The sequence below is a fragment of the Mycobacterium sp. 852002-51163_SCH5372311 genome (assembly GCF_001667115.1).
Lineage (GTDB): Bacteria > Actinomycetota > Actinomycetes > Mycobacteriales > Mycobacteriaceae > Mycobacterium.
In genome coordinates, this window is record NZ_LZIJ01000066.1 from 26,458 (window position 1) to 52,868 (window position 26,411).

Sequence of the window (26,411 nt, forward strand, 5' to 3'; positions counted from 1 at the left end):
GCCGACCGGGTCTAGCCACCGCAGCCGGGGCTGAGGTCGGCACCGTCCCCGCTGTGCAATTCGAAGGCGGCCACCGGGGCGTCAAAACCCTTGAGCGTCAACGGGCCACGCGCTTCGGCGGGCCAGTCCGGCAATTGGTCGCGCAACTGCGACGACGCCAGAATCTGACATGGCGCTGCCGCCGCCACCAGACGCGCGGCCAGGTTGACCGGACTGCCGAAATAGTCGCCATTGATGGCCAGCACGGTGCCGTAGGCAAGGCCCGCCCGGACCTGCAGACCCTCCTCGCGTCCCCGCGGATGGTCGACGAGATCGACCGCCGCCTGCGCAAGGCGCTCCGGCGACCCGCATACCCACATCACCTCGTCGCCGATGAACTTGACCACCCGGCCACCGTCGGCATGCACCACCTCTGAGACTGTGCCGGCGAATTCGTTGAGTAGGTACGACAATTCCGCGGGGGCAAGCGCCTGAGTGAGCGCAGTGAAGCCGGACAGATCCGCAAAACCGACGCCACACACCACGCTCGCCGTCGTGTCGCGAAGGACGCCCTCGAAGTGGGTGCGCGCGCTGATCAGGTGGTGGCGGTGGACAACGTCGATCAATGCCCCGATCCGCGGGACGAACTCCGCGACCGCGCGATACGCCTGCGCCGTGGCCAGCTCGTCGTGGGTGTGGGTCATCTGGATGTCCGGCGTTCCGGCGCGGATCACTGTCGACTCAGCCTCCGCGAGCCGCGACATCGTGGCGCCGAGCACCCGCAGCATGCCGAACGCGCCGTCCTCACCCACCACCGATTTGATGGCCACCCACGTCGCCAGGGCGTCGACATCGGCCTGGCTGAGCACCGGGATGTCAGGACCGGCGACCGTCAACCCGAGCAGCGCCCACACGTGCGCGACCTCCTCGGGCGCCACCCCGAGTTGTTCGGCCGCGGCCGGAAAGGTGTAGATCGGCCGTCCAGACCACGACAGGACGTCCCCGGCCAGTCCGAACAGCCGGCCGCGCTGCTCAGCCTCGACCATCTCGTCGACGGTGAAGCCGAGGTCGTCCAGGTACTTGATCAGGTCTGCACGCTCACGCGGGTTCGCGATTCCGGCCGCCTCGAGTGCGTCGAAGTCCAGTGGCGATCGCAAGCGCGGCGATGCAGGGCGCGGCGGGTCGCCACCATCAGCCACGGCATCGGACACCTGCCCAAGTCTGCCAGCAATACCGTTGCGAGTGAGTGATCATTAGTGATCATGCGACTCGCACCCCATCTCGGGGTTGTTCGGCAGCCTTGGGGCTGCGTCCCTTCCGCGCTTCACGGCCACCTGCCGGGCCAAGCCCGGTCTTAGGGTCGGCTCCACGCTTGACGGCGGCCCCAACTGGGCCGACGACGCTAGGTGTTTGCTCGTAGCGTGCGAGGTTCACCGCGGCGTTGTCATCACGTTGGTGGATGACCGAACAGTGGTCGCAGCGCCACTTTTCGTCCCAGCCGACGTCTTGCACATGCCCGCAGCCATGGCAGGTTTTCGACGACGGGAACCAGCGGTCGACGACCACCAGTGCTGAACCGTACCAGCCCGTCTTATACGACAGGTGCCGGCGCGGCGTGCCCAGGGCTGCATCTGAGAGTCCACGTCTACGCGCGCGGGCACCCGGGAGGCCCTTTTGCCGCAGCATCCCGGCCGCATCTAGCCCTTCGACAACGATGCGGCCGTGGGTTTTGGCCAACCGCGTTGTCAGGACGTGCAAATGATGCGTGCGGATGTCGTTGACCCGGCGGTGCAGCCTGGAAATCTTGGTGCTGCGCTCACCATAGCGCCGTGAGCCTTTCGAACAGCGTGACCGCGCCCGGGAAACGTGCCGCAGCTTGTGTAGCGCGGCGTCGAGCGGCCGCGGATTGGGCACTTGTTGGAGCACTGTCCCGTCCTCGTTGGCGACAGTCGCGAGGCGCCGCACCCCAACATCAATTCCCACCCGTGAAAGGGGGTCCGCCACTTTCGGTTGCAGGGGACGTTGGACGAGGACGCGCACACTCGCGTCCAGCCGGGTGCCATTCCGGCGCACCGTAATCGCCAGCACCCGCGCTCGACCTTTCGCGATGAGCCGCTCAATCCGGCGCGTGTTCTCGTGCGTGCGGACGGTCCCGATGACCGGCAACGTCAGATGCCGGCGATCGGGCTCCACACGCATCGCACCGGTCGTGAACGACACACGATCGGGGTCGTGTCCCTTCTTCTTGAATCGGGGGAAGCCCATCCTTCTGCCAGCACGTTTGCCTGATCTCGAGGCCTGCCAGTTCCAGTACCCGTGGACCGCGCCGCTGATGCCGTCGGCGTAGGCCTCCTTCGAGCACTCCGACCACCACACCTGGCCTGTCTCAGCGTTGACACACACGCCGTCTTTTACTGTGTTCCAGCGCTTGCGCAACATCCGCAGCGACGGCTTCTCCGACTCGGCGCCGGTCGCATGCCACGCCTCAATATCAGCTTTTAGTTTGGCCACGGTCCAGTTGTATGCCTTACGCCGAGCGCCGAAATGCCTCGCCAAGTCGGCGGCTTGTTCGCGTGTTGGGTCCAGAGTGAATCGAAACGCCTGCACCGTCCAGCCCTCAGGAACCTCAAACTTTGCCATCAGGCCACCGCGTCTTCGGTAGCAGCCGCAGCGACGGCGCGCTTTGCACCGTTCTGCGCAGCGCGTTTGTCATACAGCGGCGCACGTATCGAGGTCAGAATCTAGGTCACCTCTCGCACCAGATCGTCATGAACCCCAGACGAATCCACCACGACCAATTCGCGGCCCTGCGCCGCGAGCGCGGCCCGCACATATTCGAAGCCGAACCGCGAAATACCGTTGCGTTCAGCCCACCCAGCGGGATTCATGCCCCGTTCCTACAGCACACCACTGACAACTAACGACCACTCAGACCGCATCAGTTGGCACCCCTCATTAGGGTGGGACGACGTGACCGACCTGCAGCACGGACCGCTGGAAGACCGCCATCGCGAGCTGGGCGCGAATTTCGCTGAGTTCAGCGGCTGGCTGATGCCGGTGTCGTATGCCGGAACGGTCAGCGAACACAAAGCCACCCGCAACGCCGTCGGCCTGTTCGACGTCAGTCACCTCGGCAAAGCATTGGTTCGCGGTCCCGGTGCGGCGGAGTTCGTCAACTCCGCGCTCACCAACGACCTGAGCCGCATCGAACCGGGCAAAGCGCAATATACGTTGTGCTGCACCGAATCTGGCGGCGTCATCGACGACCTGATCGCCTACTACGTCGACGACGACGAGATCTTTCTGGTGCCCAACGCCGCCAATACCGCCGCCGTGGTCGACGCGCTGCAGGCCGCCGCTGAGGCTGGTTTACGCGCCGGGCTGAGCATCACCAACCAGCACCGGTCATATGCGGTGCTGGCGGTGCAGGGTCCACGTTCGACGGATGTGCTGGCGGCGCTGGGGCTGCCCGCCGACATGGATTACATGGGCTACGCCGATGCCTCCTACTCCGGGGTGCCGGTGCGGGTCTGCCGCACGGGCTACACCGGCGAGCACGGTTACGAACTGCTGCCCCCGTGGGAGTCCTCGGGGGTGGTGTTCGATGCCCTCGTCGCGGCTGTCGCGGATGCCGGCGGTGAGCCCGCGGGCCTGGGGGCCCGCGACACGCTGCGCACCGAGATGGGTTATCCGCTGCACGGCCACGAGCTTTCGCTGGATATCTCGCCGCTGCAGGCCCGCTGCGGGTGGGCGGTCGGCTGGAAGAAGGACGCGTTCTTCGGTCGTGACGCGCTGCTGGCCGAGAAGGAGGCCGGGCCGCGGCGGCTACTGCGCGGGCTGCGCATGGTCGGACGCGGTGTGCTGCGTCCGGGGCTGACGGTGCTCGCCGGCGACGCGCCGGTGGGAGTCACCACGTCGGGGACGTTCTCGCCGACCCTGCAGATCGGAATCGGGTTGGCGCTCATCGACACCGACGCCGGCGTCGAGGACGGCCAGCGAGTCATCGTCGACGTGCGGGGCCGACCGGTGGAGTGCGAAGTGGTGCGACCGCCGTTCGTCGCCGTCAAGACCCGGTAGCGGACCGGCATTTGCACGGCAAATAACCATTGGCACCCGGAGATACAATCAGCGCCATGACCCGCGGCTCCCTCGAGTTCACGGTTTCGCCCGCGACAAATCCGGCCACCCGTGCCGAACGTGAATCGATACTGGCTGACCCTGGCTTCGGCAAATACCACACCGATCACATGGTGTCGATCGACTATCTGGACGGGAAAGGCTGGCACAACGCGCGGGTCATCGGCTACGGCCCGATCGAGCTGGACCCCTCGGCGATCGTGCTCCACTACGCGCAGGAAGTGTTCGAGGGTCTCAAGGCCTACCGCTGGGCGGACGGGTCGATCGTGTCCTTTCGTCCGGACGCCAACGCCGCCCGGTTGCGCTCGTCGGCGCGTCGACTGGCGATTCCCGAACTGCCCGACGGGGTGTTCATCGAATCGCTCTGCGAGCTCATCGCCGTCGACAACGCCTGGGTGCCGCCGGCCGGTGGCGAGGAGGCCTTATATCTGCGGCCGTTCGTCTTCGCCACCGAGCCGGGGCTGGGGGTGCGGCCGGCCAAGGAGTACCGGTACCTGCTGATCGGCTCGCCGGCCGGGGCGTACTTCAAGGGCGGGATCAACCCCGTCACCGTCTGGGTGTCGACGGAGTATGTGCGGGCCAGCCCGGGGGGCACCGGCGCGGCCAAGTTCGGCGGTAACTATGCCGCGTCGCTGCTGGCTCAGGCCGAAGCCGCCGAGAACGGTTGCGACCAGGTCGTGTGGCTGGACGCCGTCGAACGTCGCTTTGTCGAAGAGATGGGCGGGATGAACGTCTTCTTCGTGTTCGGAAGCGGCGGGTCGGCACGACTGGTCACCCCCGAGCTGTCCGGCTCGCTGTTGCCCGGCATCACGCGGGATTCGTTGCTGCAGTTGGCCACTGACGCCGGGTTCGCCATCGAGGAACGCAAGATCGACATCGACGAGTGGCAGAAGAAGACCGCAGCCGGGGAGATCACCGAGGTGTTCGCCTGCGGTACCGCCGCGGTCATCACGCCGATCGGGCGGGTCAAGTACGGGGACAGCGAGTTCACCATCGCCGACGGCAAATCCGGTGAGGTGACGATGGCCCTGCGCGACACCCTGACGGGCATCCAGCGTGGCACCTTTGCCGACACGCACGGCTGGATGACGCGGCTGGGTTAGGTCTGCTCACCCAACAGCCAACCCCACGGCGCTCACAGTCGTGGTGAGTTCGATAGCGGCGCCCAACACGTCGCCGGTGATACCTCCGAACCGGCGTACGCAGTGCGCGACCAACCCCGCGCCGCAACAGACCGCCACCAGCACCGCAACCGGGCCGTGCCATGGTCGCGGACCAACCGGCACCGCGACGGCCAGCAGCACCGCGAGCCAGGCCAGCACCACCGGCATGGATTGGGTGCCGGCGACCCGCACGCCCAGGGCGCTGCCGTCGGCCGCCGGCACCGACTGCCGGCAAGCCAGCACCGCGGACACTCGTCCGGCAAACACCGACACGGCTATAGCAACGAGCCCCACCCTGGAGAACGCCAGCGCCTGCAGCATGATGACCAACACCACCGCGGCCACCCCGAACGGCCCTGTCGACCCCTCGCGCATCACGGCCAGCGCCCGCTGCGGCGGCCCGTAGCAGCCCAGCCCGTCGGCCGTATCGGCGACGCCGTCGACGTGCAGACCCCGGGTGACGAGCAGTAGCGCCGTCACCACGAGCAGACCGGACAGCGGGCTGGAGGGCCCGAACATGTGCGCGCCGGCCCACGACACCGCGGCCGCCAAGCCGCCCAGCGCGGCGCCGACCACCGGCAGCGCGGTCATGCCGCCACGGCCCATCGCGAGCCCACCGGCGCGCGGCACCGGCACGACCGTTGCGAACGCGAAAGCTGTTGCCAGCGAACGCATCACGGCGTGGCAGGGTCTGGCGCGGGGGAAGCAACGCCGGCTTCTTGAAAAGTCGCCATGCCCGACAGTGTGGCCACCCCGCCGCGCAACACCGGCAATGCCACCGCGGCGCCGGTGCCCTCGCCCAGCCGCATGCCCAGGTCCAGGATCGGGTCCAACATGAGCGACGCCAGGGCCACGCTGTGACCCGGTTCGGTGGACCGGTGACCGGCCTGCCACCACATCCGGGCGCCCGGCGCCAGTTGCTCGGCGACCAGCGCGGCGGCCGTCACCGCCATGCCGTCCAGCAGCAGCGGGGTCCGCCGGACGGCAGCCTGCGCGCAGAAGCCGGCCATCGCGGCCAAATCCGCGCCGCCACAGCAGCGCAGCAAACCGATCGGGTCGCGCAGCACCGGCCGCGCCCGAAACAGCGCGTCGCGCACTGCCGCAGTTTTGCGTGCCCAGCCGGCGTCGTCGATCCCGGTCCCGAAGCCGACCACGGCGACGGGCTCGGAGTTGGTCAGCGCTGCCACCAGAACCGCGGCGGGAGTGGTGTTCCCGATTCCCATGTCGCCGGCGATCAACAGGTCCGCCCCGCCGTCGACCTCCTCGTCGGCTATGCGCTGGCCGGCCTCGATCGCACCAACCGTCTCGTCTTCGGTCAAGGCGTCCTCGACGGCGATATCGCCGCTGCTGCGCCGCACTTTGTGCGCCCCGATCTGGTCAGACACGGTATCGGCATCCACGGCCAGGTCCACGACCCGCACCGTCGCGCCGGCAACGCTGGCCAGGGCGTTTATCGCGGCCCCGCCGCTGTCGATGTTCGCGACCATCTGGGCGGTCACTTCCCGTGGGTAAGCCGACACCCCGGATCGGGCGACACCGTGGTCACCGGCGAACACCACCACCCGGGCGCGCTGAAAATCTCGTGGCGGGCATTGAGCCTGGCACGAGGCCACCCAGATGGCCAGCTCCTCCAGGCGGCCCAGCGCACCCTTCGGCTTGGTCAACGTGTCCTGGCGGGCGCGCGCGGCCGCGGCGGCGTCCCGGTCCGGCGGATCTACTGGCGCGAATTCCATCACGTTCCCGACGGCTTGATCGGCACAGCCTGTCCGGCCACTACCAGCACCACCCGTTCGCACAGCGCCGCCATGCGCTGGTTGAGGCTACCGAGTTCGTCGGCGAACCGGCGCCCCGACGCGGTGGCCGGCACCACGGTCAACCCGACCTCCGGGCTGACGACCATCAGCGTCGAACCGAACGTGCCGACCGCGGCGATCACATCGTCGATCGTCTGCTGGACCGAAACCACCGCCGAACCGTCGTCCCAGGCCTGATGGCGGTCCAGCACACTGGTCAGCCAGGCGCCGAGATCGTCGACCAAAGTCGGCATGGCCGGTGACTGTCGCAATTGTGTTGCGATGTCATCGGTTTCGACGGTCGACCAATGCGCGGGACGGCGGTCGCGATGCTTGGCGACCCGCTCTGCCCACTCCGCGTCGGCCGCGGCGGCCAAGCCCGAGGCCAGGTAACACACCGGCTCGTCAGGTGCCAGTGACCGCGCGATGGTTTCCTCCGCCCACCGGGATTTGCCCGACCGGATCCCGCCGAGCACCAGCGTGCGCACCGGGGTCAGACGCCCTTCGCCGCGCTTTTAACCCACATCGGCGCCGCGCTTGACTTGGGGCCTGGGCGTGCGCGTCCGGCGCAGCTGCGAGGCCCGGCCGGCGGCGTAAACACCCAGCTTCCAATGGCTTTCAGTGTTCGTCGGAAATTTCTCGTCGACCATCTTGCCGACTTTGCGGCCCAGGATGAACGCATCGATACCCATCACGGCCATCAGAATCAACATCGCCGGGGAGACGTAGAGCTGCAGCGGCGGCACCGCGAACATGACGAACAGCAGCGCCAGCGCGGACGGCATGAACAGGCCGAGCACGTTGCGCCGCGCATCGACGACGTCGCGGACGTAGCGGCGAATCGGTCCCTGATCGCGCGGCAGCAGATAGGCCTCTTCGCCGGCCATCATGCGCTCGCGGCGTTCGGTCATCCGGGCCCGGCTGGCGGTTCTCTCGGCCCGCCGCTCCTCCCGGCTGAGCTTGGGACCGGCCAGAGATTTGCGCCTGGCCCTCGCCTCGGCGGCGGTCATGGGTGCCGGTGCGACCGGGCCCTTCCTGGCGCCGCGCCTGGCGGCGTCGCGCTTGGGGGTGGGCCGGCCCTTTGGTCCCGTGGTGCGGGATCCGCGCGAGGGTGCGACGACGGAACCGGCGTCGTCGGATGTGGGCGGTGCGTCTTGGCCGTCTTCTTGGCCCTTCTTGCGGCCCAGGAGCTTCACAGTCGCCAGGTTACTTCGCGGCTGGACAGGGCCCAAATAGCCCTGGAGAGAACCCGTATCGTGCATCGCCAGTGCGTTGCGTCACATGGCCCTACTCTTACGGAGTAATGAACGGCTGTCCGTGAGCGACGACTCCTTGGCGTCGGATCCCGCCGGCGCTGACCTCGCGCCAGGCCGTATCCAGCTGCCTGCGATGTGCGTCCTGGTGGCTCCGGACTGCTATGGCAACAGCCTGTCGGCGGTGCAGGCCGCCGCGGCCATAGCGACCGGCTGGACCAGATCCCGGTCCCGAGATCGCTTCATCGTCGCCCCGCAGTCCGACGGCGGCCCCGGTTTCGTCGAGGTGCTGGCCAGCCGGTTCGGGAAGGCGCGTCGACTGCGGGTGGCAGGGCCGCTGGGCAAGCCGGTGGACGCCAAGTGGGTGTTCGACCGGGCCTCGTCGACCGCATATCTGGAGTGTGCGCAGGCCTGCGGCCTTACCTTGCTCGAAGGGCCGCCGACGCCGAGGACCTCGTTGGCCGCCCACAGTAGGGGAGTCGGGCAGCTCATCGACGAGGCGCTGCGCGCCCGGGCGACCCGGATCGTGGTCGGGCTGGGTGGCAGCGCATGCACCGACGGCGGCAGGGGAATGATCGCCGAACTCGGTGGGCTCGAGGCTGCGCGCGCCAAGCTCAGCACCGTCGACCTGATTGCCGCGTCCGACGTCAAATACCCGCTGTTGGGACCGTGGGGCGCGGCCCGCGTATTCGCGCCGCAGAAGGGTGCCGACACCGCCGCCGTGGCAGCGCTGGAAGTCCGCCTCGAGGGGTGGGCGCTGGAACTGGAAGACGCTGCCGGACGCGACGTGAGCGCCGAGCACGGCGCCGGCGCCGCCGGTGGCATCGGGGCCGGGCTGCTGGCGCTCGGCGGTCGCTGTGAGTCCGGGGCGGCCATCATCGCGGAGCACACCCACCTCGCCGACGACTTGGCCGATGCGGACATGATCGTCACCGGCGAAGGCAAGTTCGACGAGCAGTCCCTGCACGGAAAGGTGGTCGGCTCGCTGGCTGATGCCGCCATTCCGCTCGGCATTCCGGTGATCGTGCTGGCCGGACAAGTGAGTTTGGACAAATCCACCTCGCGAGCGGCGGGCATCATGTCGGCCCTCTCGATCGCCGAATACGCCGGTTCGGTGGGGTTGGCCCAGGCTGACGCGGCCAACCAGCTGATCGGATTGGCGTCGGAGGTGGCGGCGCGACTCGGGAATAGCGGCCCAGCAAGGTACCGTTGATGAGGTGGGCTGCTTCCAGTGCGCAAACCATGAGTCGCCGGGCGGACCCACCTGAACTCTGACCCACGCAAGAGCACGTAGGAGAAGCAATGACGGTGCAGAACGAGTCGAGCGCCAAGACCCACGGCGTGATTCTGACCGAGGCCGCAGCCACCAAGGCGAAGTCCCTGCTGGATCAGGAAGGCCGAGACGACCTGGCGCTGCGTATCGCGGTTCAGCCGGGTGGCTGCGCAGGACTGCGCTACAACCTCTTCTTCGACGACCGGACGCTGGACGGCGATCTGACGGCGGAGTTCGGTGGTGTGACGCTGACGGTCGACCGGATGAGCGCGCCCTATGTGGAAGGCGCGTCCATCGACTTCGTGGACACCATCGAAAAGCAGGGCTTCACCATCGACAACCCCAACGCCACGGGCTCCTGCGCGTGCGGGGACTCGTTCAACTGACCTTCCGGGTCTGAGGCGACCTAGTAGGCGCCGGTGCTGCGCGGTATGTAGGAGCACACCGAGATCTGGCCACGCTGGAAAAGCAACTGAGCCACGGCCTGCATCTCGCCGCGCGTCGGGCCGCCCCTCGCCGGCGTTGCCCGCATGGTGAACAACGCCTGGGCCTGGTACTGCGACAGGTAGACGATCTTGTCCACCGAAGTCACCTCGACCCGCGAGAACTGCTTGCGGAACGCGTCGCTGCTCGCCTTGGCCAGGGCCTGGTCGGGCCGCCGGTCGCGCACCCCGTCGTACATCCCGCACAGCGCGTTGCGGGAGATCGTTTCGATATCGCGCTGCTCGAGTGCGTCCAGGTAGCCCTGAATCGCGGTCTTGACCGTCCCCTCGGACAACGTCGAGCCGGTGTTGGCGCCGTTGGTGCGAACGCCGTACACGATCGCCGCCGTCATGACGGCCACCAGCGCGGCGGCCACCAGCACTCCGATGATCAGCCGCTTGTGCCTGCGCTTGGGATACGCCTGCGCAGGGGGCAGCTGCTCAGGATAGGGGACCGACGATTGCGGCTCTGGCGGGTTGGTTGCGAACGCCGGCTCGCTCGCCACGTACTCGTGGCCCTGGGGACCGGGGGAGCCGGGCTCAGGGTAGTGGGGTCCGTCAGTGCCGGTCGGGTTCGGCGATTGCGGACCGGCCATCGTGATTCTCCTACGGTGGTGGATGGGGCTGAGCGGTTGCCGCCCAATGGGTGGAGTTCCCCGCAATTGGAGTTTCAGGCAACGAAGTGAGCTCTCTTGGCAGGCTAGCGCACGGCCTGTCGCAGACCGTGGACGAGCCTGAGTCGCAACCGCGCGGACCGCGCCGTCGAGAGCGCTGGGTAGGCTGGACGGCCGTAGAAGACGAAGGGTGGATTTCCGTGACGATCGCGGTGACTGGCTCGATTGCGACCGACCATCTAATGCGCTTTCCCGGCCGCTTCTCCGAGCAGCTGCTGGCCGATCATCTGCAGAAGGTCTCACTCAGCTTTTTGGTCGACGACCTGGTGATTCATCGCGGTGGGGTGGGCGGCAACATCGCCTTCGCCATCGGCGTGCTGGGTGGGGACGTCGCGCTGGTGGGTGCGGCCGGCGACGACTTCGCCGACTACCGCAATTGGCTGGAAGCCCACAACGTCAACTGTGAGCACGTGCTGGTCTCCAAGACCGCGCACACGGCGCGTTTCGTCTGCACCACCGACCTCGACATGGCCCAGATCGCGTCGTTCTATCCGGGCGCCATGTCGGAGGCGCGCGACATCTCGCTGGCCGACGTGGTGTCCGCCATCGGCAAGCCCGAGCTGGTCATCATCGGGGCGAACGACCCCGCGGCGATGGTGGTGCACACCGAAGAGTGCCGCAAGCTCGGGCTGCCGTTCGCCGCCGACCCTTCGCAGCAGCTGGCGCGGCTGACCGGCGAGGAGATCAGCAAACTGATCGACGGCGCCACCTACTTGTTCACCAACGACTACGAATGGGACTTGCTGCTGTCCAAGACCGGCTGGTCGGAAGCCGACGTGATGGCTCAGATCGACCTGCGGGTCACCACATTGGGCGCCAAGGGCGTCGACATCGTGGACCGCGACGGCACCAGTGTTCACGTCGGCGTAGTGCCCGAGACGAGCCAAACCGATCCCACCGGCGTGGGCGATGCATTCCGCGCCGGGTTCCTGATGGGACGAAGCGCCGGGCTGAGCGTGGAGCGTTCAGCACAGCTGGGTTCGCTGGTGGCTGTGCTGGTGCTGGAATCGACCGGCACGCAGGAGTGGACCTGGGACCGCGGGCTTGCAGCTACCCGGTTGGCGGGCGCCTTCGGCGACGATGCCGCCGCCGAGATCGCCGCGGTACTGGCTTAGTTAGGCGCTTAGAACGCCGGGCAGACGCAAAATGCCCTGTTGCATGCCGTAAGAGGGGATTCTGCGTCTGCTCGCACTCATTGAATGCGTTGAATGCGTTGACCATCGTCGGCTGTGAACCGACGGCGTTGGCTGTGAGTCCAGGGCGAGAAAATGGCGCAGAATCCGCCGTGAGCTCCCTCTCAAAACCCTCGGTTCACACTCAAAGCCCTCGGTTCACACTGAAAGCCCTCGGTTCACGCTGGAAGTCCGAGCCCCAGGCAGCCTGCTCGCAACTCAGCACTAATGGCGTCGAAACTGCGCTCGGGCCTGCCACCGGCGCGGAACGGGCTACAACTCGACCGGGTACTCCGGCTCGCTGATCTGCGGCACCACGCTGCCCTCGACGAAGATCGCGTGCCACAGCATGAAAATCAGCAACGTCCACAGCCGACGGCTGTGATCGGCGGTCCCGCAGCGGTGTTCCTCGAGCATCCGGCGTACCGCGGCGATGTCGACCAGGTGGTCTGCCTGCGACGCGTCGACAATCGAGTACGCCCAGTCCAGCAGCTCGCCGGCGCGCAGCCAATGCCGGATCGGCACCGGGAATCCCAGCTTGGGCCGGTTCAGCACGTGCGCCGGCACGACGGGCTCCAGGGCCCGTCGCAGCGCGTACTTGGTGGTGGTTCGGGTGATCTTGGCGGCCACCGGCAACCGCGACGCCACCGCGAACACCTCGGGATCCAAGAACGGCACGCGCAACTCCAGCGAATTGGCCATGGTCATCTTGTCGGCCTTGACCAGAATGTCGCCACGCAGCCAGGTGAACAGGTCGATGTGCTGCATGCGTGCCACCGGGTCCCACCCGGCCGATGCGGCGTACACCGGCGCCGTCACGTCGGTATGGGTCCAGTCCGCACGGAATTCGGGCAGCACCTCGCGCAGCTGCAGGTCCGAGAAGCTGCGGGCATTTCCGTAGTAGCGCTCCTCGAGCGTCAGCGATCCGCGATGCAGCAGGCTCTTGCCCCGCATGCCCTCCGGCAGCGGTTTGGACACCTTGCCCATCGAGCGCCGCAGCGGCGCCGGCAGGTAGTCGAAGGGTTTCAGCGACAGCGGCTCGCGGTAGATCGTGTAGCCGCCGAACAGCTCGTCGGCGCCTTCGCCGGACAGCACCACCTTGACGTGCTTGCGGGCCTCGCGGGCCACGAAGAACAGCGGTACCAGCGCCGGGTCGGCGACGGGCTCGTCGAGGTACCAGACGATTTCGGGCAGGGCGGCGACGAACTCGTCGGGCTTGACCACCTTGGCGATGTGGCGGGCGCCGATCGCCTCGGCCGAGGCCACGGCGACGTCGATCTCGGAGAATCCCTCACGCTCGAAACCGGTGGTGAAGGTGATCAGCCGCGGGTTGTGCCGGATCGCCAGTGCCGCGATGGCCGTGGAGTCGATGCCGCCGGACAAGAACGCACCGACGGTCACGTCGGCACGCATGTGTTTGGCCACCGAGTCCTCCAGCACCGCGGTGATCTCGTCGTAACGGGCCTGCTCGGTGTCGCGGGTGATCGGCACCGCGGCGAACCGCGGCACGAAGTAGCGGGTGATTTCGGGGGCGAGCCCGGGCCGGATGCGCGCAAAGCACCCCGACTCCAGCCGGCGCACGCCACGATGCAGCGTCTCGGGCTCCGGCACATACTGCAGAACGGTGTAGTGCTGTACCGCCCGCAGGTCGATTTCGGTGTCGAAACCCACCAGTTCGGCCAGGTCGAGCAGGCATTTCTTCTCGCTCGCCACCGCCGTGCCCCCGGTGCCGGTCGCCATGAACAGCGGCTTGATGCCGAACGGGTCGCGCGCACAGAACAATTCGCGGCTCGCGGTGTCCCAGAGCGCGAACGCGAACATGCCGCGCAGCCGCGCCAGCACCTCGGTGCCCCAGTAGTGGTAGCCGGCGACGATGGTCTCGCCGTCACCGTCGGTCGCGAAATCGGCGCCATGCTGGGTGCGCAGCTCGTCGCGCAGCTCCAGGTAGTTGTAGATCTCGCCGTTGAAGACCAGGACGTAGCGGTCGGGCGTCTCCGGTGGGCCCCACCGCAGCGGCTGATGCGAATGCGCGATGTCGATGATGGACAACCGGTTGAAGCCGAACACCACAGAGCCGTCGGCGTCGGGGTCCACCCAGGTGCCCGGCTCGTCGGGCCCACGGTGGCGCATCAGGTGTGCGGCGCCGGCGATGGCATTGTCGGCGCGGGCCGCGGTGGCCTGGGCAAGATCGTCGGTCCCGGCCGCAGGACCATCACGGGGAGCCGGAGCCGCCACGAACGCCAGCAGTCCACACACGGCGCCCCAGTATGCCGCATCCGGGGCGCCGATCGCCTTCGGAGTGCTCATGGAGCGTCCTGGGGTTACGTGTGCAACGGGTCGTTATGGCACACGTCGTCGCCCTGCTGGGCGGCGTGGTCTACGCTGCGTAGTATTCGCATCCGAGTTAGCCGAGGGTTCCCGCCCGAGTTCTCGCTCGAGCCGGGACAGCTCCCGTCGACCCAGCTTGTGATACAGGAGGCGCCAACGTGACACGTCGCGAGCTAGGCCGTTCGCAATGCTTGTCGCAGGGTAGGTTTCAGCGCCTTTCCGCGGGCACGGTCCGACGGCTGGCGCTGGTCGGCACACTGGGCGTGCTGGCCGTCGTCCTGAGCGGTTGCAGCTGGGAGGACGCGATGGCGATGGGGTGGCCGAAGGGCGTCACCCCGGAGGCGCATCTGAACCGGGAGCTGTGGATCGGGGCGGTGATCGCCTCCCTGGTCGTCGGCGTCGTCGTGTGGGGCCTGATTTTCTGGACCGCCGTCTTCCACCGCAAGAGGGCTCGCGACACCGACTTCCCGCGGCAGTTCGGCTACAACATGCCGCTGGAGCTGGTGCTCACCGTGGCACCGTTCATCATCATCTCGGTGCTGTTCTACTTCACCGTGGTGGTGCAGGAGAAGATGCTGCACCTGGCCAAGGATCCCGAAGTCGTCATCGACGTCACATCGTTCCAATGGAACTGGAAGTTCGGCTACCAGCGGGTCCATTTCAAGGACGGCCAGGACTACGACGGCGCCGACGAGGCGAAGAAGAAGGCCATGGTCTCCAAGCCGGAAGGCAAGGACCAGCACGGTGAGGAGCGGGTCGGGCCGGTGCGCGGGCTCAACACCGAGGACCGGACCTACCTGAACTTCGACAGGATCGAAACCCTGGGAACCAGCACCGAAATTCCGGTGCTGGTGTTGCCCACCGATACGCGCATCGAATTCCAGCTGAACTCGGCAGACGTCATCCACGCGTTCTGGGTGCCGGAGTTCCTGTTCAAGCGTGACGTGATGCCCAACCCCGAGGCGAACAACTCCATCAACCGCTTCCAAATCGAACGGATCACCAAGCCGGGGGCGTATGTCGGTCACTGCGCCGAGATGTGCGGCACCTACCACTCGATGATGAACTTCGAGGTTCGCGCGGTCACACCCGCCAAGTTCAAGGAGTACCTGCAGAAGCGGATGGACAACAAGACGACCAACGCCGAGGCGCTGAAGGCGATCGGCGAAGAACCTCTTGCGACCACCACCCATCCGTTCGACACTCGCCGTGGCGAGCTGGCCCGAAGCCAGTAGGTTAGGACACCCAATGCATATCGAAGCGAGGCTGTTCGAGTTCATCGCCGCGTTCTTCGTCCTCTCCGCGGTCCTGTACGGGGTGCTTACTTCGCTGTTCGCCACCGGCGGCGTGGAGTGGGCGGGCACCACCGCACTGGCGCTCACGGGCGGCATGGCATTGATTGTGGCCACCTTCTTCCGGTTCGTGGCGCGCCGGCTGGACACCCGGCCGGAGGACTATGAGGGTGCTGAGATCAGTGACGGCGCAGGGGAATTGGGGTTCTTCAGCCCACACAGCTGGTGGCCGATTCTGATTGCGCTGTCCGGGTCGGTGGCGGCGACCGGTATCGCGTTGTGGCTGCCTTGGCTCATCGTTGCCGGGGTGGTGTTCATCCTCGCGTCGGCGGCCGGACTGGTGTTCGAGTACTACGTCGGGCCCGAGAAGCACTGATCGACGCCCCGAAGGTCACAATCCGGACATCACTTCATCGGTGGCCCGTTCGCCCAGACTTATTTGCCCTGACCGGTTCGGTAGGGTTTGCCGAAGGACCATGAGAATCTCCCGAGCGCGTGCGCACCGCTGCAGCTGCGGAGCCGCACGCGCCGACGATGGAGTTGGACAGGGCAGACGAAGCAGACGAACATGAGCGTGCCGAATCCTCCCGGGCGGGATCTTGAGGAACCCGATTCCGCCGGCGCACACAGCGACTCCGGCAGCGAGCCTGAAGCCGAGCTGGAGCCCTTCGACGACGCCGGCGACGATGCAAGCGACCACACCGGCCAGACCGACATCTACTCGCGGGCCTACTCGGCGCCAGAGTCCGAGCAATTCATCAGTGGCCCTTATGTGCCGGCGGATCTGCGGCTCTACGACTACGACGACTATGACGGCTCGTCGGACCTGATCGACGAACGCGCCGCTCCGCGCTGGCCGTGGGTGGTCGGCGTCGCCGCCATCCTGGCCGCGATCGCGCTGGTTGCGTCGGTGTCGATACTGGTCACCCGCAGTGACACCAACCAAGTCGCCACCCCGGGTACCACGGCGTCCGTGCTGCCCTCCCAGGACGAGATGACCACGACCAAACCGCCGCCGCCGTCGTCGACGCCGACTTCCACCGAAATCTCAACATCAACGGAGACCCAGACAGTGACCGTGACACCTGCGCCGTCATCGGCCCCGCCGCCGACCGTCGCGGCGCCGCCGGCGAGTGGCCCCCCGGCGGCGGTGGTGCCGCCGCCTCCCACGACCACCACGCCCGCCGGTCCGCGGCAAGTCACCTATTCGGTGACCGGTATCAAGGCGCCCGGCGACATCATCACGGTGACCTACGTGGACGCTTCGGGTCGGCGGCGGACCCAGCACAACGTGTACATCCCGTGGTCGATGACCGTGACCCCGATCTCGCAATCCGACGTCGGCTCGCTCGAAGCATCCAGCCTGTTCCGGGTCAGCAAGCTCAACTGCTCCATCACCACGAGCGACGGAACGGTGTTGTCGGCCAACGCCAATGATGCATGGCAGACGAGCTGCTGATGGTCGGCAGATACTCGGCATACCGGCAAGGGTCGGACACCGTTCCACCGGACGTCGTCGATCGCATACTGATCGGGGCGTGCGCGGCGGTGTGGTTGCTGTTGGTGGGCGTGAGCGTCGCGGCCATCGTCGCGCTGGCGGATCTGGGTCGTGGTTTCCACAAGGTGGCGAGGACGCCGCACACGCCATGGATTCTGTATGTCGTCATCGTCGTCTCCGCGCTGATCATCGCGGGCGCGATCCCGATGCTGTTGCGCGCCCGCCGCATGGCACAGGACGAACCGGCGGGCGGCCCGGCAGGCGCGCTGGCAGGCCGGCCCGCGAGGTCGTCGGCCGGCTCCGGCGGGTACCCGGCCGCGCGCGGCGCGGCGGGGCCGCGTCCGGAGCGGGCGCAAGAGTACGGGCACGTCGACGAGTGGTCAGGCGCGGCAGTGGACCGCATCTGGTTGCGGGGCGCGGTCGCCCTCACCGGCACGATGGGGGCAGCGCTGATTGCCGTCGGAGTGGCGACCTACTTGATGGCCGTCGGCCACGACGGCGCGTCCTGGGTCGGCTATACGTTCGCTGGGCTGATCACCGCGGCGATGCCCGCGCTCGAGTGGCTACATGTCCGTCAGCTGCGTGAGGTAATCGCCGTTCACTAGCTGAGGCGCGGCCGCTGTGAGCACGGGCGGCATTCGTGCTTCGGAGGGTCATCGTGGAGCCCGGATCGGCTGTGAACCCTGGGCTTTGCCTGTGCAACGTGGGCGAAAATTCGCGCCGAATTCCGCCGCTCACTCACTCCGAACGCCCTAGTTACACACTGAAAGCCGTTAATACACAGTGAAACCGCAATATGTGCGGATCCCGGGGGTCTAGTGCTCCCGGCGTTCCCCGTTCGGTGAGCCGTTCAGGCCTTCCTGGTGTTCGCGCAGGGCGGTGAGGGCCCGGTGCTCGGCGGCGTGCGCCGCCTCGCGCAGTGCCGCATCCTCCGACGCCGGGTCGGCGAACATGAAGCTCCCACTACCCGGCGTGCCGGCCGACCCCAGCTTGTTCATGCGCTTGGGGACCGGTGCGCCCTGGTATTCCAGCGGTAGCGGGTGGCCGTGGTCGTCGACGGGGCCCAGCGGCTGGTGCAACTCGATGTAGGCACCGTGCGGCAGCCGTTTGATGATGCCGGTCTCCACCCCGTGCTCGAGCACCGCGCGGTCGCTGCGCTGCAGCCCGATGCACCACCGATAGGCGACGAAGTACACCAGCGGCGGCAAGATCACCATGCCGATGCGCCCGATCCACGTCGTCGCGTTCAGCGAAATGTGGAACTTGAACGCGATGATGTCGTTCATCGCCGCCAGCGTGAGCACCATGTAGAAGCTGATCGCCATGGCTCCCACCGCGGTTCGCACCGGGGCGTCGCGGGGGCGCTGCAGCAGATTGTGGTGCGCATAGTCCCCGGTGAACCGCTTCTCCAAGAACGGATAAACGATCAGCAGGACGAAAACCAAACCCATGATCAGCGCCACCCAGACCGGGGCGGGAATGGTGTGGTGCCAGAAGTAGAACTCCCAGGGCGGCCAGATACGGGCCAGACCCTCGGTCCACATCATGTAGAAGTCGGGCTGGGAGCCCGCCGAGACCTGGGAAGGCTTGTAGGGGCCCAGGTTCCAGATGGGGTTGATCTGCAGCAGGCCGCCCATCAAACCCAGGACACCGACGATGGTGGCGAAGAAGGCGCCGGATTTGACCGCGAACACCGGCATCACCCGCACGCCGACGACGTTGTGCTCGGTACGTCCCGGGCCGGGGAACTGCGTGTGCTTCTGGAACCACACCAACGCCAGGTGCGCCCCGATCAGCGCCAGAATGATCGCCGGCAACAGCAGTATGTGCAACGCGTACAGCCGCGGGATCAAGATGTTGCCGGGGAAGTCGCCGCCGAACAGGAACCAGTGCAACCAAGTGCCGATCACCGGCATACCCAGCGTGATCGAGGAGAGTGCGGCGCGCAGCCCGATGCCGGAGAGCAGGTCGTCGGGCAGCGAGTAGCCGAAGTAGCCCTCGAACATGGAAAGGATCAGCAGCAATGACCCGAGGACCCAGTTGATCTCCCGGGGCCTGCGGAAGGCGCCGGTGAAGAAGATGCGGGCCAGGTGCACCATGATCGCCGCGGAGAACATCAGCGCCGCCCAGTGGTGGATCTGGCGCACGAACAGCCCGCCGCGGACTTCGAAGGAGATATTGAGCGCCGACTCGTAGGCGCGCGACATCTCCACACCGCGCAGCGGCTGGTAGGCGCCGTGGTAGTTGACGTCGACCATGGACGGGTCGAAGAACAGCGTCAGATACACGCCGGTGATCAACAGCACGATAAAGCTGTACAGCGCGATCTCGCCCAGCAGGAACGACCAGTGCGTCGGGAACACCTTGTTCAGCTGTCTGCGGACGGCCGCCGAGGGGTGGTAGCGCGTGTCGATGTCCTCGCCTTGGCGGGCCAGGACGTCACCGACCGGGGGAATTTTACCGAGTGGGGGACTGAGTTTTGGACTCATGATGTTGTGCGCTCCCAGAATGCCGGTCCGACGGGCTCGGCAAAGTCACCGTTGGCGACCAGATACCCCTCGGCGTCGATGGTGATGGGCAGTTGCGCCAGTGCGCGCGCCGCGGGACCGAATATCGGCTTGGCGAAGTGCAGAGCGTCGAACTGCGATTGGTGACACGGGCACAGGATCCGGTAGGACTGCTGCTCGTAGAGCGAGGACGGGCAGCCCAGGTGTGAGCAGACCTTGGTGAAGGCGAAGAACTCGCCGAAGTTGAAGCTCTCCTGCCCCTTGCGCTTGACTACGCGAGGCATGTCGCTGGGACGAATCCGGATGAGCATCACGGGGTTACGGATACCCAACTTGATTTCGATGAGCTTTTCATGGGATTCCGCGGTGGTGCCGTCGCCGTCGGACTGCCGCCACGGGAACACGGTCTCCATCCCGCCGGCATCGATGTCTTCCGGCCGCATGCGAATGAACGGGGCGGAATCGTGCGAGCCGGTGGCCCGCGCCAGATAGATGGTCTCGCCCTTGTAGCGCGGAGTCCAGCCGGACGTCCACAACACGGCTTTCTTGCCTTCGGCTGTGTCGACGACCGGCTTCCACGGGTTCTTGATCATGCCGCCGGCAAAGGCCACCAGGGTGCCGAGGCCGAAGGCGCCCAAGCCCATGCCCAGCGACAGGCCGACCAGCTTGCGCCTTCTGATCGTCGAGCCGTCGAGGGCGTTGGTCAGGTTCGCGACGACCGTCTTGCGGTCGATCTCCCGCGATGCACCGTCGTGCCGTTCCTGGATCGAAATCTCTTCGGGGATAAAGCGTTTCTGGTACAGCACAGCGCCGATGCCGATCGCCAGAATGGACAGACCGAAGGTCAGCCCGTACAGCGGGGTGGCCAGCGTGTAGAGGATGCTGCCGTGCTCCTCCTTCGGCTTGTACTCCCACGGCCAGAACAGGAAGACCAACAGCAGCGCCAGCCCGGAAGCACCGCCCAGCAAAAGCCATAAAGCCACTCCGCGCTCGGCGCGTTTCTCGGCTTTTGTGCCGTCGATGGGCCAGCGAGGCTCCTTGTAGACGGTCTCGACACCGTCGAGCTTGCCGCCCAACGCCAGCAGTTCCTCGTTGGACATAGTGGCCAGCGCGGCCTCGTCGGGTTCCCGAGCCGAGCCGGCGTCCTTGTCGGTGTCCGAACCTTTCACTTCATCAACGTCGCTCACGAGCGCGCCCCAATCCACAACGTCAACCCGATGGCGGCGACCATGCCGATGATCCACATCGCCATGCCCTCAGGTGCCGGTCCGAACCCACCGAGGCCGTAGCCACCCGGCTGACGTTCTTCGACGACCGTCCTGACGTAGCCGATGATGTCCTTCTTGGCCTCCATGGAGAGCTGGCGATCGGAGAACTTGGGCATGTTCTGCGGGCCGGTCAGCATCGCGGTCAGAATTTGCTGTTCGTTGGCCGGTCCCAGGTCGGGCGCGTACTTGCCGGAGGACAGTGCCCCACCCTTGCCGGTGAAGTTGTGGCAGGACGCGCAGTTCAGCCGGAACAAGTCGCCGCCGCGGCCGAGGTCCGCGCCGCGCAGTGATCGCATCGCGATGGTTTTGCCGTCGGCCTCGCGCACCACCCTGGGTCCGCCGCCGTTGGCCTGCACGTAGGCGCCGAGCGCATCGGTCTGGGCCTCGTCGAAGATCGGGTCTTTGCGCTGTGCTTGCGCCTCACCGCGCATGGCGGGCATCCGGCCAGTGGACACCTGGAAGTAGACGGCGGCCTCGCCGACGCCGATGAGGCTCGGCCCGTGGTCGGGCACGCCCTGCAGGTTGGCGCCGTGGCAGGAAACGCAGGAGGTTTCGAAGAGCTGTTTGCCCATGCGCAGCCGCGCCGAGGAGTCCTCGTCGGCGACGGCCACCTGCGGAGTCGGGGTCAGCACGGCCGCCACGCCGCCGGCGATGGTGAGCGCGATGAGTAGCAGCAGTCCTCCGGACAATCGGCGCTGCAGCCGCCGTCGGGAGCGGTTGTCGCGCTTCTTATCTCCGGATCGGGTGAACCGCAGTTTCTTCAACCGAGAACTCCTGTCCATTCCTGTTCGGGTCCTGTTCGCGCCTGCCGGCTCAACGGATGAAATAGATCACGGTGAACAGCGCGATCCACACGATGTCGACGAAATGCCAGTAGTAGGAGACGACGATGCTCGCGGTCGCCTGCGCCGGCGTGAACTTGCTCATCGCGGTGCGCGCGAGCAGGAAGATGAACGCGATCAGACCACCGGTGACGTGGAGGCCGTGGAACCCGGTGGCGAGGTAGAAGACGCTGCCGTAAGCGCTGCTGGGGATCGTGGTGCCGTGCGTCACCAGGTGGAAGTACTCGTAGCCCTGGCCGAGGACGAAGAACAGGCCCATCAGGAAGGTGATCACATACCAGCGGCGCAGCCCGAAGACGTCACCGCGCTCGGCCGCGAACACCCCCATCTGGCAGGTGAATGACGACGCGATCAGAACCAAGGTCACCGGAACGGCCTGATAGAGATTCAGCTCGGTCGGCGGCGGCGGCCACTTACCGCCGGCCTGGGCCCGGGCCGTGAAATACATGGCGAACAGGCCAGCAAAGAACATCAGCTCGCTGGAAAGCCAGACTATGGTGCCAACACTTACCATGTTCGGCCGATTCAGCGAATGAATGCGCGACGTGATCGCAGTACCCGAGGTCCCCACAGCGCTGGTCACATCCGCAAGTATGACGCTTTGTAGTTGTTGAGCACTACCCGGGGCGGCAAATCAATGTGGCGCGTCGCACTCATCTGGCTACCAGCCAGACCTCGTCGGCGATTGGGTAGCGGTTGGTCGTCGTGGGACCATCGGCGCGTGGCTGAGTCATCCGGGGCGTCATTCGAGCCGCCAGTCGAGCCGGCGCCGTCGTGGCCGCAGGTCCTGAGCCGGTTGACCGCCGGGCAGAACCTGGCCCGGGGCCACGCGGCGTGGGCCATGGACCAGATCATGACGGGCAACGCGAGGCCTACCCAGATCGCCGCCTTCGCTGTGGCGATGAAGATGAAGCGTCCCACCGCGGCCGAAGTCAGTGAACTGGCCGACGTGATGCTGCGCCACGCGCGTCAGATGCCCGTCGACGCCATGCGTCGAGACATTGGAGAGACCGTCGACATAGTCGGCACCGGCGGCGACGGCGTCAACACCGTCAACCTGTCCACCATGGCTTCGATCGTGGTGGCGGCGGCCGGGGTGCCGGTGGTCAAGCACGGCAACCGGGCGGCATCCTCGCTGTCCGGCGGTGCCGACACGCTGGAGGCACTGGGAGTCCGCATCGATCTCGGTCCCGAGCAGGTCGCGCGCAGCCTCGGCGAACTGGGTATCGGGTTCTGCTTCGCGCCGGTATTCCATCCGTCGTACCGGCACGCGGCCACGGTGCGCCGCGAGATCGCTGTGCCCACGGTGTTCAATCTCCTTGGGCCGCTTACCAATCCGGCGTGGCCGCGAGCCGGCCTGATCGGCTGTGCATTCGGCGACCTCGCCGAAGTGATGGCCGGGGTGTTCGCCGCGCGGCGATCCAGTGTGCTGGTTGTGCACGGCGACGACGGGCTCGACGAGCTGACCACGACGACCACCAGCACCATCTGGCGGGTGCAGGCGGGCACGGTGGACAAGCTGACCTTCGATCCGGCGGGCTTCGGGTTCGCGCGCGCGGAACTCGACGAGTTGCTGGGCGGCGACGCACAGACCAACGCCGCCGAAGCGCGCTCGGTGCTGGGCGGCGCCAAGGGCCCGGTCCGGGATGCCGTGGTGCTCAATGCGGCCGGCGCGATCGTGGCTCATGCCGGGTTATCTAGCCGCGCCGAGTGGCTGCCGGCGTGGGAGGACGGGCTGCGGCGGGCCAGCGCCGCCATCGACACCGGCGCGGCCGAAAAGCTGCTCGCGCGATGGGTGCGGTTCAGCCAGCAGGTCTGATTCGCGGTCCGCCTGCTCGGCTGCCAGCCGCGCGGAGCGAGCCGTCGCGGCCCACCGGGCCCAGGCCCCTGCCGCCCGCAACGGGGTGGTCCACCCGGCGTCGTCCACGTTGGCGACGCGGACGATGCGCACTCCCGGGGCCGCGAGCCAGCGGGCGATGAGCGCGGTCTCCTCGACCAGCGCGCCCCCCAGCGGCGCCGGCGCCGGGATGACCGCCGGGGCGCCGGCCCGTATCGCCTCCCCGGCCCGCCTCGGCGGCCCCCCGCGGCGGGCTGCGCCGGCCGCAGCGAGCTGGCCGTGGCGAATCACGCAGAGGTGGTAACCGCCTTGACCATCCGGCGCGGCGGCGATCAGCTCGGGCAGCGCCGCCAATGCGCGCAGACGCTGTCCGCGCCACAGGGTTTCGATGGTGGTGGCGGTGAAGTCGCGCAGCCGCGCGGCGCTTTCGTAGCGGTGCAGCGCGGCCAGCCGGGTGACCTCTTGCACGGCGGCGGCCAGTGCGGCGTTGTCGTGTCCGTCGATCAACCCGCCGGCCCGCGCCACCGCCGTCGCGTATTGCGTGGCTGTCACTCCGCGAGCGGCGGGGCACGGCGACACCTCGACCTCCGGACACGACGGACCGTGCAGCGCCGAACGTCCGAGCCGGGTGGTGCAGGTCCGGACCCCGGTGAACCGCGCCAGCAGGGCCGCCGTCTGGGCGGCGTCGGTGCGGGACCGGAACGGTCCGACCGCGCGGTCGTGTCGGGGTGAGCGGACCACGGACAGGCGCGGAAACGGCTCGTCGCTGAGCACCACCCACCACCACCGGTGCGGGAACCTCGACCGGCGGTTGTACGGCGGGGCGTGTGCGGCCAGCATCCGCAGCTCGCGTACCCCGGCCTCCAGTGCGTGCGCGCACTCGACGTGGTCGATGCGGCCGGCCAGCCCCACCATCTCCTTGATCCGGCCGCGCCGGTCGGCGCCGTTGAAGTACTGGCTCACCCGGCGCCGCAAGTCGACGGCGGTGCCGACGTAGAGCACCTCTCCCGACGGCCCGCGGAACAGGTAGACCCCCGGCCGGTGCGGCAACCCCTCGGCGAGGACGCGCTTGCGGCGCTGGGCCGGCGTCACATCGGGTAGGTACGAGCGCAGATCGGCATACGTGTGCACGCCCTGGTTGCCCACTCGTTCGATGAGAGCGTGCAGCACCTCGACGGTGGCGCGCGCGTCGTCGAGGGCACGGTGAGTGGGCTGGGCGGCGACAGCGAACAACCGCGCCAAGGCGGCCAGCCGCACGCTGGGGGCTTCCTCGCGGCTGAGCACCCGGCGGGCCAACCGCACCGTGCACAGCACCTGCGGCCGGGGCCAGGTGATGCCGCAGCGCTGCGCGGCGGCCCGCAAGAATCCGATGTCGAAGCCGGCGTTGTGGGCGACCAGCACCGATCCGCCGGCGAACTCCAAAAACATCGGCAGCACGCCGTCGATGGTCGGAGCGTCGCAAACCATCGCCGACGTGATCCCGGTGAGCTGCACGATCTGGGGCGGGATGTTGCGCTGCGGGTCCACCAGAGTGGCGAACTCGCCGAGCACGACGCCGCCGCGGACCTTGACCGCCCCGATCTCGGTGATGGCGTCGGCGGGCGCTTCTCCGCGGGCCGTCGTGCGCCCCCCGGTGGTCTCCAGGTCCACCACGACGAAAGTGGTCTCACGCAAGGGCATCTCATCGGCCGCGACGCCTGGGCGCAGGTCGGCGAAGCTCAGCTGGGTCGCGCCGCTCACTCGCACAGCCGTGACGTTAAGCACGCCCACCGACAGCTGACGGGAAACATGTCGGTGGTCCCGGTTAGCGTGCGAAGGAACTCGACGCAGGCCGACCGAGAGGACCCTGATGGCGCACAGCACTGCATCCGACGGCAACGGTGGCGCGGCAAGCGCGCCAGTGGTGATCGACTGCGACGACTGCGCGGCGCGGGGTGCGGGGTGCCGCGACTGCGTTGTCAGTGTGATACTCGGGGTACCGGAAACTTTGTTGTCCGATGAGCGCGCCGCTTTAGAAGTGCTCGCCGATGCCGGATTGGCTCCGCGGCTGCGCCTGGTTCCGATTCGACGCGATCGCGGATCGGGTGTCGCTTAATTGCCCTGTGCCGCTTTACTCCTGGATCGTGCACGAGGCCACTCACAAAGAAATGACAGAAATCTTTCTATTTTCTTAATGCTCCGCTTTGGACAAACACGTATATCGTTTCGTAACCTGTTTGAGACCTAAAACCGGCTCGATGACATGCGTCGACGGCAGTTTAAGGAAACAACACTTTGAAGCTCATCTGTAAGTATCCGATTGCGCGTGCCATCGCGCGTTCCATGGTCGGTACGCTTGCGGGCTTCACCGTCTTCTCCGCTGTGGTTGCCACCAACGCGTTCGCCGACCCCGCAGCCGATGCGGTGGCAAAGCTCAACGAGCTATCCCGGCAGGCCGAGCAGACAACCGAAGCCATGCACACCGCCCAGCTCGACTTGACCAAGAAGCTGGCCGTCCAGCAGGCCGCCGAGAGACGGCACGCCGACGACCAGGCCGCCGCACAGGCCGCCAAGGATCGGCTGGCCAGCTTCCAGGGCGCTGTCAACAGACTCGCCGCCGCCACGTACATGGGTGGCCGCACCGACGGAATGCACGCCATCTTGACGGCAAAGTCGCCGCAGCAGCTGATCGACAGTTTGTCGGTGCAGCGAGTGCTGGGGGCCGAAATGTCCAAGCAGATGGTCAGTTACCGGGCTGCCGGCGAGCAGGCCGCCAAGGCCGAGCAGGCTTCCGCCAAGTCCGCCGCCGACGCCAAGAGCGCGGCCGAGCAGGCCGCGGCGGTACGGGCAAGTCTGCAGTCCAAGCAGAGCCAGCTGCAGGTACAGATCGCCGTGGTCAAGTCGCAATACCTCGCGCTGACGCCAGGCCAGCGA

General features: G+C 67.2%; 22 protein-coding genes and 4 pseudogenes. 12 read left to right on the forward strand and 14 right to left on the reverse strand.

The features are described 5' to 3' along the window. Positions 1-11 precede the first annotated feature (11 nt). The 3 genes and pseudogenes from A5791_RS08070 to A5791_RS08080 all read right to left on the reverse strand — a co-directional run. A complete protein-coding gene (locus tag A5791_RS08070) occupies positions 12-1,136 on the reverse strand; it encodes an adenylate/guanylate cyclase domain-containing protein (RefSeq protein WP_067233794.1) in 1,125 nt (374 codons plus the stop codon). 103 nt (positions 1,137-1,239) lie between these two features. After that, on the reverse strand, positions 1,240-2,619 hold the full coding sequence (gene tnpB, locus A5791_RS08075) for an IS607 family element RNA-guided endonuclease TnpB (RefSeq protein WP_067233751.1): 1,380 nt from the start codon (positions 2,617-2,619) through the stop codon (positions 1,240-1,242). After that, positions 2,619-2,843, reverse strand: a pseudogene (locus A5791_RS08080) (IS607 family transposase); the annotation flags it as partial. The pseudogene A5791_RS08080 and the gene tnpB, both read right to left, overlap by 1 nt. Positions 2,844-2,949: 106 nt before the next feature. Here A5791_RS08080 and gcvT point away from each other — a divergent pair. Next, on the forward strand, positions 2,950-4,056 hold the full coding sequence (gcvT, locus tag A5791_RS08085; RefSeq protein ID WP_067233753.1) for a glycine cleavage system aminomethyltransferase GcvT: 1,107 nt from the start codon (positions 2,950-2,952) through the stop codon (positions 4,054-4,056). A 56-nt stretch (positions 4,057-4,112) separates the two neighbouring features. Further along, a complete protein-coding gene (locus tag A5791_RS08090) occupies positions 4,113-5,219 on the forward strand; it encodes a branched-chain amino acid aminotransferase (protein WP_067233756.1) in 1,107 nt (368 codons plus the stop codon). Positions 5,220-5,225: 6 nt separating this feature from the next. Here the strand turns inward: A5791_RS08090 and A5791_RS08095 are convergent, their stop codons facing one another. The 4 genes from A5791_RS08095 to A5791_RS08110 are packed head-to-tail and all read right to left on the reverse strand — an operon-like array spanning position 5,226 to position 8,268. Then, a complete protein-coding gene (locus A5791_RS08095; RefSeq protein WP_067233758.1) occupies positions 5,226-5,957 on the reverse strand; it encodes an adenosylcobinamide-GDP ribazoletransferase in 732 nt (243 codons plus the stop codon). Next, a complete protein-coding gene (gene cobT, locus A5791_RS08100; RefSeq protein ID WP_197504629.1) occupies positions 5,954-7,015 on the reverse strand; it encodes a nicotinate-nucleotide--dimethylbenzimidazole phosphoribosyltransferase in 1,062 nt (353 codons plus the stop codon). The genes A5791_RS08095 and cobT overlap by 4 nt, the downstream gene beginning before the upstream one ends. Continuing rightward, positions 7,012-7,560: a bifunctional adenosylcobinamide kinase/adenosylcobinamide-phosphate guanylyltransferase gene (locus tag A5791_RS08105; RefSeq protein WP_067233763.1), complete on the reverse strand. Its 549-nt coding sequence runs from the start codon at positions 7,558-7,560 to the stop codon at positions 7,012-7,014. The genes cobT and A5791_RS08105 overlap by 4 nt, the downstream gene beginning before the upstream one ends. A 27-nt stretch (positions 7,561-7,587) precedes the next feature. Then, positions 7,588-8,268, reverse strand: coding sequence for a DUF3043 domain-containing protein (locus tag A5791_RS08110; protein WP_067233765.1), 681 nt, complete (start codon positions 8,266-8,268; stop codon positions 7,588-7,590). Between the two features lie 193 nt (positions 8,269-8,461). On the opposite strand from A5791_RS08110, the gene A5791_RS08115 reads away from it, so the two are divergent. Then, positions 8,462-9,538 (forward strand): glycerate kinase, encoded by a 1,077-nt coding sequence (locus tag A5791_RS08115; protein WP_067233797.1) that lies wholly within the window; start codon positions 8,462-8,464, stop codon positions 9,536-9,538. Between the two features lie 89 nt (positions 9,539-9,627). Next, positions 9,628-9,984, forward strand: coding sequence for an iron-sulfur cluster assembly accessory protein (locus A5791_RS08120; protein WP_007170830.1), 357 nt, complete (start codon positions 9,628-9,630; stop codon positions 9,982-9,984). Between the two features lie 20 nt (positions 9,985-10,004). On the opposite strand, the gene A5791_RS08125 is transcribed toward A5791_RS08120, so the two are convergent. Next, a complete protein-coding gene (locus A5791_RS08125) occupies positions 10,005-10,676 on the reverse strand; it encodes a hypothetical protein (protein ID WP_067233767.1) in 672 nt (223 codons plus the stop codon). 218 nt (positions 10,677-10,894) lie between these two features. On the opposite strand from A5791_RS08125, the gene A5791_RS08130 reads away from it, so the two are divergent. Next, positions 10,895-11,869, forward strand: a complete 975-nt coding sequence (locus A5791_RS08130; protein ID WP_067233800.1) for a carbohydrate kinase family protein — start codon at positions 10,895-10,897, stop codon at positions 11,867-11,869. A gap of 330 nt (positions 11,870-12,199) precedes the next feature. Here the strand turns inward: A5791_RS08130 and asnB are convergent, their stop codons facing one another. Continuing rightward, positions 12,200-14,182 (reverse strand): asparagine synthase (glutamine-hydrolyzing), encoded by a 1,983-nt coding sequence (asnB, locus tag A5791_RS08135; RefSeq protein WP_067233802.1) that lies wholly within the window; start codon positions 14,180-14,182, stop codon positions 12,200-12,202. 230 nt (positions 14,183-14,412) lie between these two features. On the opposite strand from asnB, the pseudogene A5791_RS08140 reads away from it, so the two are divergent. The 4 genes and pseudogenes from A5791_RS08140 to A5791_RS08155 all read left to right on the forward strand — a co-directional run bounded on the left by A5791_RS08140 (position 14,413) and on the right by A5791_RS08155 (position 17,649). Continuing rightward, positions 14,413-15,494, forward strand: a pseudogene (locus A5791_RS08140) (cytochrome c oxidase subunit II). Positions 15,495-15,502: 8 nt separating this feature from the next. Further along, positions 15,503-15,922, forward strand: coding sequence for a cytochrome c oxidase subunit 4 (locus A5791_RS08145; RefSeq protein ID WP_067233772.1), 420 nt, complete (start codon positions 15,503-15,505; stop codon positions 15,920-15,922). A 192-nt stretch (positions 15,923-16,114) separates the two neighbouring features. After that, a complete protein-coding gene (locus tag A5791_RS08150; protein ID WP_067233774.1) occupies positions 16,115-17,005 on the forward strand; it encodes an MmpS family transport accessory protein in 891 nt (296 codons plus the stop codon). Beyond that, the gene (locus A5791_RS08155; RefSeq protein WP_067233804.1) at positions 17,005-17,649 is read left to right on the forward strand and encodes a DUF2561 family protein; all 645 of its coding nucleotides are present in this window, start codon (positions 17,005-17,007) and stop codon (positions 17,647-17,649) included. Before A5791_RS08150 ends, A5791_RS08155 begins: the two co-directional genes overlap by 1 nt. A gap of 210 nt (positions 17,650-17,859) precedes the next feature. Here A5791_RS08155 and A5791_RS08160 read toward each other — a convergent pair whose 3' ends face one another. Genes A5791_RS08160 through A5791_RS08175 form a run of 4 tightly spaced genes read right to left on the reverse strand, consistent with a single transcriptional unit; the run spans position 17,860 to position 22,244 of the window. Further along, on the reverse strand, positions 17,860-19,533 hold the full coding sequence (locus A5791_RS08160) for a cytochrome bc complex cytochrome b subunit (RefSeq protein ID WP_067233777.1): 1,674 nt from the start codon (positions 19,531-19,533) through the stop codon (positions 17,860-17,862). Continuing rightward, positions 19,530-20,738 carry a ubiquinol-cytochrome c reductase iron-sulfur subunit gene (locus tag A5791_RS08165; RefSeq protein ID WP_067233808.1) on the reverse strand — a complete coding sequence of 403 codons (1,209 nt, stop codon included), beginning with the start codon at positions 20,736-20,738 and terminating at the stop codon, positions 19,530-19,532. The genes A5791_RS08160 and A5791_RS08165 overlap by 4 nt, the downstream gene beginning before the upstream one ends. After that, entirely contained in the window at positions 20,735-21,583 is an 849-nt protein-coding gene (locus A5791_RS08170; protein ID WP_067233806.1) for a cytochrome c, read from the reverse strand. Before A5791_RS08170 ends, A5791_RS08165 begins: the two co-directional genes overlap by 4 nt. A gap of 49 nt (positions 21,584-21,632) precedes the next feature. Beyond that, positions 21,633-22,244 (reverse strand): heme-copper oxidase subunit III, encoded by a 612-nt coding sequence (locus tag A5791_RS08175; RefSeq protein ID WP_067233780.1) that lies wholly within the window; start codon positions 22,242-22,244, stop codon positions 21,633-21,635. Positions 22,245-22,382: 138 nt separating this feature from the next. Here A5791_RS08175 and trpD point away from each other — a divergent pair, with 138 nt between their 5' ends. After that, complete coding sequence (gene trpD / locus A5791_RS27125; RefSeq protein WP_067233783.1) at positions 22,383-23,480, forward strand: anthranilate phosphoribosyltransferase; 1,098 nt, start codon at positions 22,383-22,385, stop codon at positions 23,478-23,480. Here the strand turns inward: trpD and A5791_RS25895 are convergent. After that, positions 23,361-25,268: pseudogene (locus A5791_RS25895) on the reverse strand (DEDD exonuclease domain-containing protein); the annotation flags it as partial. The gene trpD and the pseudogene A5791_RS25895 overlap by 120 nt on opposite strands. A gap of 79 nt (positions 25,269-25,347) precedes the next feature. Between A5791_RS25895 and A5791_RS08185 the strand changes: the two are divergent. Beyond that, positions 25,348-25,593 carry a hypothetical protein gene (locus A5791_RS08185; RefSeq protein ID WP_067233785.1) on the forward strand — a complete coding sequence of 82 codons (246 nt, stop codon included), beginning with the start codon at positions 25,348-25,350 and terminating at the stop codon, positions 25,591-25,593. A gap of 179 nt (positions 25,594-25,772) precedes the next feature. Beyond that, positions 25,773-26,411: pseudogene (locus A5791_RS08190) on the forward strand (endopeptidase); the annotation flags it as partial.